The organism is Aliivibrio sp. S2TY2 (genome assembly GCF_028765525.1).
GTDB lineage: Bacteria > Pseudomonadota > Gammaproteobacteria > Enterobacterales > Vibrionaceae > Aliivibrio > Aliivibrio finisterrensis_A.
The window spans coordinates 40,445-47,532 of the sequence record NZ_JARACS010000019.1; the positions used below are offsets into that span (position 1 = coordinate 40,445).

A 7,088-nucleotide genomic window follows, 5' to 3' on the forward strand; every position below is an offset into this window, starting at 1 on the left:
AAGGCTTTATTATGAAAATTGTTATTGCTCCTGATTCTTACAAAGAAAGTTTAACGGCGATGGAAGTCGCTACGGCAATTGAAGCTGGATTTAAACAAGTATTACCTAACGAAGAATATATTAAATTACCGATGGCCGACGGCGGTGAAGGGACAGTTCAATCACTCATTGATGCTACCGGTGGATCTATCATTGAACATACGGTTACAGCACCTCTTGGTGAGAAAGTAACTGGATTTTATGGATTACTTGGCGATGGCCAAACCGCAATTATAGAAATGGCTGCAGCATCAGGCTTACACCTTGTTGAGCCAAGTTTACGTAATCCTTTACACACCACAACCTATGGTACTGGCGAGTTAATTAAAGCGGCTCTCGATAAAGGTGTAAAACACATTATTGTCGGAATTGGTGGCAGTGCGACTAATGATGGCGGTATTGGCATGGCTCAAGCACTTGGTATTAAGTTACTGGATCAAGATGGTAATGATCTTGCTTTTGGTGGCGGTTCATTAGCACACCTTGCAACGATCGATACTTCAAATAAAGATCCTCGTCTTGATGATATTACGCTTGAAGTCGCGTGCGATGTCGATAACCCATTATGTGGCCCTAAAGGTGCATCTTTCGTGTTTGGCCCACAAAAAGGGGCGACACCAGAAATGGTCAAAACATTAGATTCAAACCTAAATCATTATGCTGATGTGATGAAATCACAATTGAATAAAGACGTAAAAGATACTGAAGGCGCAGGTGCTGCAGGTGGTCTTGGTGCTGCGTTACTTGGTTTATTTGATGCCACGCTTCGACCTGGTATCGAAATCGTAATGGACGCAGTTAATTTAAGCGATGTGCTGGCTAAAGCAGATTTAGTGATTACAGGTGAAGGGCGTATCGATAGCCAAACCATTCATGGCAAAACGCCTATTGGTGTAGCAAGAACAGCGAAAAAGTTTGATTTACCTGTTATTGGTATTGCTGGTTGCTTATCTGATGATTGCGCTATTGTTCATGAATATGGTATTGATGCAGTATTCAGTGTTGTTCCCCGCTCTGTATCATTAGAAACAGCGCTAAAAGAAGCCGCTATTAATGTTGAAAATACAGCAAGAAATGTCGCTGCTATTTACTCTATGAACATTAAAAATAATTAACTTATACCATTCTGGATAAGTAGTTGTTCAGATAATTGCGTAGGAAAAATCGATTAGAGCAAGGCATAAATTACAGTAACTAGTGGTTCTAATTACACCTGATTTTTGCAAGAGAAAGGTATAACGCAGATATAATCGATTTTAACAAGCAAGAATGATCAAATACTTATGTAGATTGGTATTAAGATTCAACGCAATAAAAAAGCAGCCGATTTGGCTGCTTTTTTCATTTATAAGCAAAGATTAAGCGGGTTCTTGGAAGATAACCGTATCTGCTTTTTCTGTATACTGACCCATTTTATGGAAGTTCAAGTAACGGTATGTATCGGCAGCGGTTGCATTGATCTTCTCAGCGTACTCTAAGTACTCTTCTTTTGTTGGAATACGACCTAGAATCGCGCCAACAGCAGAAAGCTCAGCAGAAGCCAGATAAACATTCGCACCAGTACCTAAACGGTTCGGGAAGTTACGAGTAGACGTAGACATTACCGTCGACTTGTCAGCAACACGAGCTTGGTTACCCATACATAATGAACAACCCGGAGTTTCAATACGAACCCCAGCACGACCGAAGATACCGTAGTAGCCTTCTTCTGTCAGTTGGTCTTTATCCATCTTAGTTGGCGGAGCCACCCATAGACGAGTATTTAGTGAGCCGTTAAACTCTTCTAACATCTTACCTGCAGCACGGAAGTGACCGATGTTTGTCATACAAGAACCGATGAACACTTCTTGAATCTCAGTGCCTTGAACGTCAGAAAGAAGACGAGCATCATCTGGATCATTTGGTGCACACAGGATTGGTTGGTCGATATCAGCAAGATCAATCTCGATAACGTGCGCGTATTCCGCATCTGAATCAGCAGATAGCAATTCAGGGTTCGCTAACCACTCTTCCATTGCTGTGATACGGCGCTCTATCGTACGAACATCACCGTAGCCTTCAGCGATCATCCACTTAAGCATAACGATGTTTGAGTTCAAGTACTCAGAGATAGACTCTTCAGAAAGCTTAACGGTACAACCTGCAGCAGAACGCTCAGCCGATGCATCAGAAAGCTCAAATGCTTGCTCAACAGATAGGTGTTCAACGCCTTCAATTTCTAGTACACGACCTGAGAATTCATTAATCTTGCCTGCTTTCTCTACTGTCAGAAGGCCTTGCTTGATGCCGTATAAAGGAATTGCGTGTACTAGGTCACGTAGCGTGATACCTGGCTGCATTTCACCTTTAAAACGAACCAAAATAGATTCAGGCATATCAAGAGGCATTACGCCTGTTGCTGCAGCAAATGCTACTAAGCCAGAACCAGCAGGGAATGAAATACCTAGAGGGAAACGAGTATGCGAATCACCACCAGTACCTACAGTATCAGGCAGAAGCATACGGTTTAGCCATGAGTGGATAACACCATCACCCGGACGCAGTGAAACACCCGCACGATTCATGATGAAATCAGGTAGCGTATGGTGAGTATTTACATCAACCGGCTTAGGGTATGCCGATGTATGACAGAAAGACTGCATTACTAGGTCTGCTGAAAAACCAAGACACGCCAGATCTTTAAGCTCATCACGCGTCATAGGACCAGTAGTATCTTGCGAGCCTACCGTCGTCATTTTAGGCTCACAGTACTGACCAGCACGCACACCTTCAACGCCACATGCTTTACCAACCATCTTCTGAGCTAGCGTGTAGCCTTTATCAGATGCAGATGGATCGATTGGTTTAGCAAATAGATCCGTTTCAGCTAAGCCTAGAGAGTCACGAGCGCGACTTGTTAAACCACGACCGATGATCAGTGGAATACGGCCACCAGCACGCACTTCATCAAGAAGTACTTTGCTTAGCTCAAAGTTTGAAATCACAGAACCGTTCTTATGAACAACACCTTCGTACGGGTAGATATCAATGATATCGCCCATGTTCATGTCTTGTACGTTCAGTTCAATGGGTAGTGCGCCTGAATCTTCCATTGTGTTGTAGAAGATTGGGGCAATTTTACCACCAAGACAAACACCGCCAGTACGTTTGTTTGGTACGAATGGAATATCCTCGCCCATAAACCAAAGTACTGAGTTAGTTGCAGATTTACGTGAAGAACCCGTACCAACAACATCACCAACATAAGCCAGTGGGATGCCATCTTTTTGCATTTCTTCAATTTGAGTAATTGGACCAACACTACCCTGTTCATCAGGAGTAATGCCATCACGCTCCATCTTCAGCATTGCTTTTGCGTGTACTGGAATGTCAGGACGTGACCATGCATCCGGTGCTGGAGATAAGTCATCGGTGTTAGTTTCACCAGTAACTTTAAATACTTTAACAGTGATCTTTTCAGCTACTTTATCTTTCGCTGTAAACCATTCTGCATCAGCCCAAGATTGAAGCACTTGTTGTGCTGAAGCATTACCTGCTTTCGCTTTCTCTTCTACATCATAGAACGCATCAAACATAAGTAGAGTGTGAGACAATGCTTTAACAGCGATTGGAGCAAGCTCAACATCGTCTAGTAGAGATACTAGAGATTCGATGTTGTAACCACCTTGCATAGTGCCAAGCAGTTCAGTCGCTTTTGCTTTGCTAACTAATGGAGACGCCACTTCACCTTTTGTGATTGCAGTTAAGAAGCCCGCTTTTACATAAGCTGCTTCATCAACACCCGGTGGAATGCGATTTTCTAGCAAATCAAGAATAAATTCTTCTTCACCTTGCGGTGGATTTTTTACTAATTCAACTAATGCTGCTACTTGCTCAGCATCTAATGGTCTTGGGACCACACCTTCTGAAGCACGCTCTTCGACGTGTTTACGATAAGCTTCAAGCACGACTTAATTCCTCACTTTCTGGTCTACTCTTAATGAGTAAACATCCTTGGAAACAATTCAGTTTATATCCATTAACTTTTTAATTCTGTTATAAATCTCAATAAAACAAGAGAATATGTATCGGTATAGACTAAAAATGTGGCCAGATGATATCAAATTTAACTTAAAATTAAAATCTACCCACATCAAGCAACGTACGACTTATGGCGCACTTTTAAACATTATAAAGTGGCACCAATACTTAAATAGACCGATTCATGATTTTGCTCTGTTCGTCCATAAGCGAAAATAATAGGACCTATTGGTGAGTCTATTCCTGCAAAAATAGAGCCTGCGGTATAAATTGGAGCGTCACTAAAGTGTTCTTCATTCCATAACCCTCCATTTTCGACTGAGGCACCTAAATATATAGGTGATTGAAATAATCCAAAATCGTTATCCATTAAGCGATATCGATATACAAGACTAGTAAAAACTAAATTTTGTCCTGTTAAGCTATCTTTTGGTGTACCTGATAAACGTAAAAAACCACCGAGTGATTTAGGCTCTAACTGTAAATCTCCCTTTTTATTTTCAACAACGCCATACTCAAAATTACCGACGAAAGTATGACGAGAATAAGTCCAAGCTGCCCTTGTGTTCACAGTAAACTCTATAACTGAATCTTTTGTTCCATCAATATCAATAACACTGTCATCTACATTATCATGAGAATATAGATACTCTGAACGAACGTAGAAACCTTTAGTTGGGAAAGTATAGTTATCTAATGTATCAAGACGATACTGAGCAAAAACACCTTCTCGAGTATAACTTGCATCAATGCTTGAGATACTACTAAAAGCAACATCACCTTTAGTGTATCGTCCACCGATCCTAAAATCACTCCATAAACGCCCTTGTAGACCAAACGCAGCTTCAAGAACTAAATCGCTGTACTCCAAGGGAAAATCATTATCAATTGAACTTAATTCATTACCTGATAAAGAGAATTTTTTCTGCTCAACACTATAAGTCGACTTAAATGATGTAAATAATAGTTGGTTGATTAAAAATGGGGTATATAACTCAGCAGAGATCAATTTATCGGTTCCTAACTCAAAATTAACTCTCAATTCTGAACGATTATCTCTAAAGCCCGTTAATTCAATATCAGTAAAATTAATCGACATTCCTAGTGAATATTTACTCTGATTATCAAAGTCATCTTCAAGAGCAAAGCGAAAATCTAAATAATTTGGGCCCCAACTTTTTTCCTTAACTTCAACAACAAGATCATGAGTTCCTTCACTTGTTTCTTTATAGTAATAATCAACTCGTTCAAATCTATCAATGACATATAAATCTCTTATATGTGCTTCTAATTCATCAGCGGTATATGTTTGACCTTCTTTTATATTAAGACGGTCTAGCAACATTTTTTCTGTATATAAACTTTTATTCTCTAATTGCAGTTTATTTATTGGTAACGAATTACCACGTATAAGTTGCTCTGTTTTTTTATATTTATTATCGCTATAAGCTTGATAAGCCTTCTCTGATATAACTAATTTATCTAATACTTTATGTTTTTCATAAGCAATGTCATAACCCTTATCATAAGCAAAAGGCATTCGATCGAATTCAGCAGTTTCCATCTTCCCTACATGGGGAGAAAGTAATATATCTTTTTCACCTAATAGTTTTTCTTGCTGAAGGGTGCTATTTTTTACAATGTAATTTGTTAATTGCCCCATTACAGATAAATAACTGGAGATATCTTTTGCCTCTAAGTAATCAGAACCTATATCTACAGCGATAATAATATCTGCCCCCATCTCCCTTGCTATATCTACAGGCATATTATTTACACTGCCGCCGTCAACCAACAAACGCCCTTCATATTCAACAGGTGGAAGCGCTCCAGGAACTGACATACTTGCCATCATTGCTTCTGCTAAATTGCCATGATCTAATATCACAGGCTCTAGCTTCTCTATATCAGTAGCAACAGCTCTGAATGGGATAGGAAGATCATCAAATGACTCTAAATAAGGAACATTTCCAGAGGTTGTTCTCAGGATTTTGGCCATATTTTGGCCCTGAACAAAGCCTTTTGGTGCTTTTAGTTCTGTGAATGAGAAGCCAATATCTGTCCCGATTTGATAACGGTCTTCATATTCCTTATCTCTAATTTGTCTTTCACTTCGTTCAACTTTATCAACAAATCCGCTATTCCAATCAATAGTATCAATAAAGATTTCGATTTCATCCGCACTTAACCCTGATGCATATAATCCCCCAATATAAGCCCCCATACTGGTACCTGTAATATAATCAATGGGGATTTTCATTTCTTCTAGTGCTTTAAGTACCCCAATATGTGCAGCACCCTTTGCCCCACCGCCAGCAAGCACCAACCCAATTTTAGGGCGAGTTTCATCAGCTAATGCCACTGAAGAAGATAGGTATAAAAAAATAGAAGAAAACAGGAGAGGCTTGAAGCGCATAAAATCATCCTTGAAATATTGATATAAAAAGAATACAGGATGAAGAAGGAGATAAAAAGCTTAATCAACTAAACTGCCTATTTCGCAGTATCTATTCGGTATAATTATACTTTTATTCAGACGTAAAAAAGCCCTGATCTTTCGATTAGGGCTTCTTAGTATAGTGGCTACGTTAACGGGACTTTCTATTAACCTTGAGAGCGACACGTCCCTCTGCGTGACAGGCCGCTAAGCTCTCCAATAGAAAGTCTAACCAACTGAACTACCACTTCGCTGTGTCTATTCTGCATCATTTTACTTTATACCATTCTAGATAAGTAGTTGTTCAGATAATTGCGTAGGAAAAATCGATTAGAGCAAGATATAAATTACAGTAACTAGTGGATCTAATTACAAAATTTATAACGCAGATATAATCGATTTTAACAAGCAAGAATGATCAAATACTTATGTAGATTGGTATTATATATAGACGTAAAAAAGCCCTAATCTTTCGATTAGGGCTTCTTAATATAGTGGCGGAGTGGACGGGACTCGAACCCGCGACCCCCGGCGTGACAGGCCGGTATTCTAACCAACTGAACTACCACTCCGCAGTGTCTATTCAGCATAT

At 39.8% G+C, this 7,088-nt stretch carries 3 protein-coding genes and 1 tRNA gene; 1 reads left to right on the top strand and 3 read right to left on the bottom strand.

Annotated features, from left to right (window positions below):
• Positions 1 to 11: 11 nt before the first annotated feature.
• Entirely contained in the window at positions 12 to 1,154 is a 1,143-nt protein-coding gene (locus tag PVK63_RS19150; RefSeq protein WP_274440885.1) for a glycerate kinase, read from the top strand.
• A 243-nt stretch (positions 1,155 to 1,397) separates the two neighbouring features.
• Here the strand turns inward: PVK63_RS19150 and acnB are convergent, their stop codons facing one another.
• From acnB to PVK63_RS19165, 3 genes are all read right to left on the bottom strand, one after another.
• Positions 1,398 to 3,986 (bottom strand): bifunctional aconitate hydratase 2/2-methylisocitrate dehydratase, encoded by a 2,589-nt coding sequence (acnB, locus tag PVK63_RS19155; protein ID WP_130088219.1) that lies wholly within the window; start codon positions 3,984 to 3,986, stop codon positions 1,398 to 1,400.
• A 221-nt stretch (positions 3,987 to 4,207) separates the two neighbouring features.
• Positions 4,208 to 6,475 carry a patatin-like phospholipase family protein gene (locus tag PVK63_RS19160; RefSeq protein WP_130088218.1) on the bottom strand — a complete coding sequence of 756 codons (2,268 nt, stop codon included), beginning with the start codon at positions 6,473 to 6,475 and terminating at the stop codon, positions 4,208 to 4,210.
• Between the two features lie 516 nt (positions 6,476 to 6,991).
• Positions 6,992 to 7,068: transfer RNA gene (locus PVK63_RS19165), tRNA-Asp, on the bottom strand.
• Between the last annotated feature and the right edge of the window lie 20 nt (positions 7,069 to 7,088).

What these genes read in the sequence shown, in the direction of transcription:
- PVK63_RS19150 (WP_274440885.1), top strand. Translation starts at nt 12, where the DNA reads ATGAAAATTGTTATTGCTCCTGATTCTTACAAAGAAAGTTTAACGGCG.
- PVK63_RS19160 (WP_130088218.1), bottom strand. Translation starts at nt 6,475, where the DNA reads ATGCGCTTCAAGCCTCTCCTGTTTTCTTCTATTTTTTTATACCTATCT.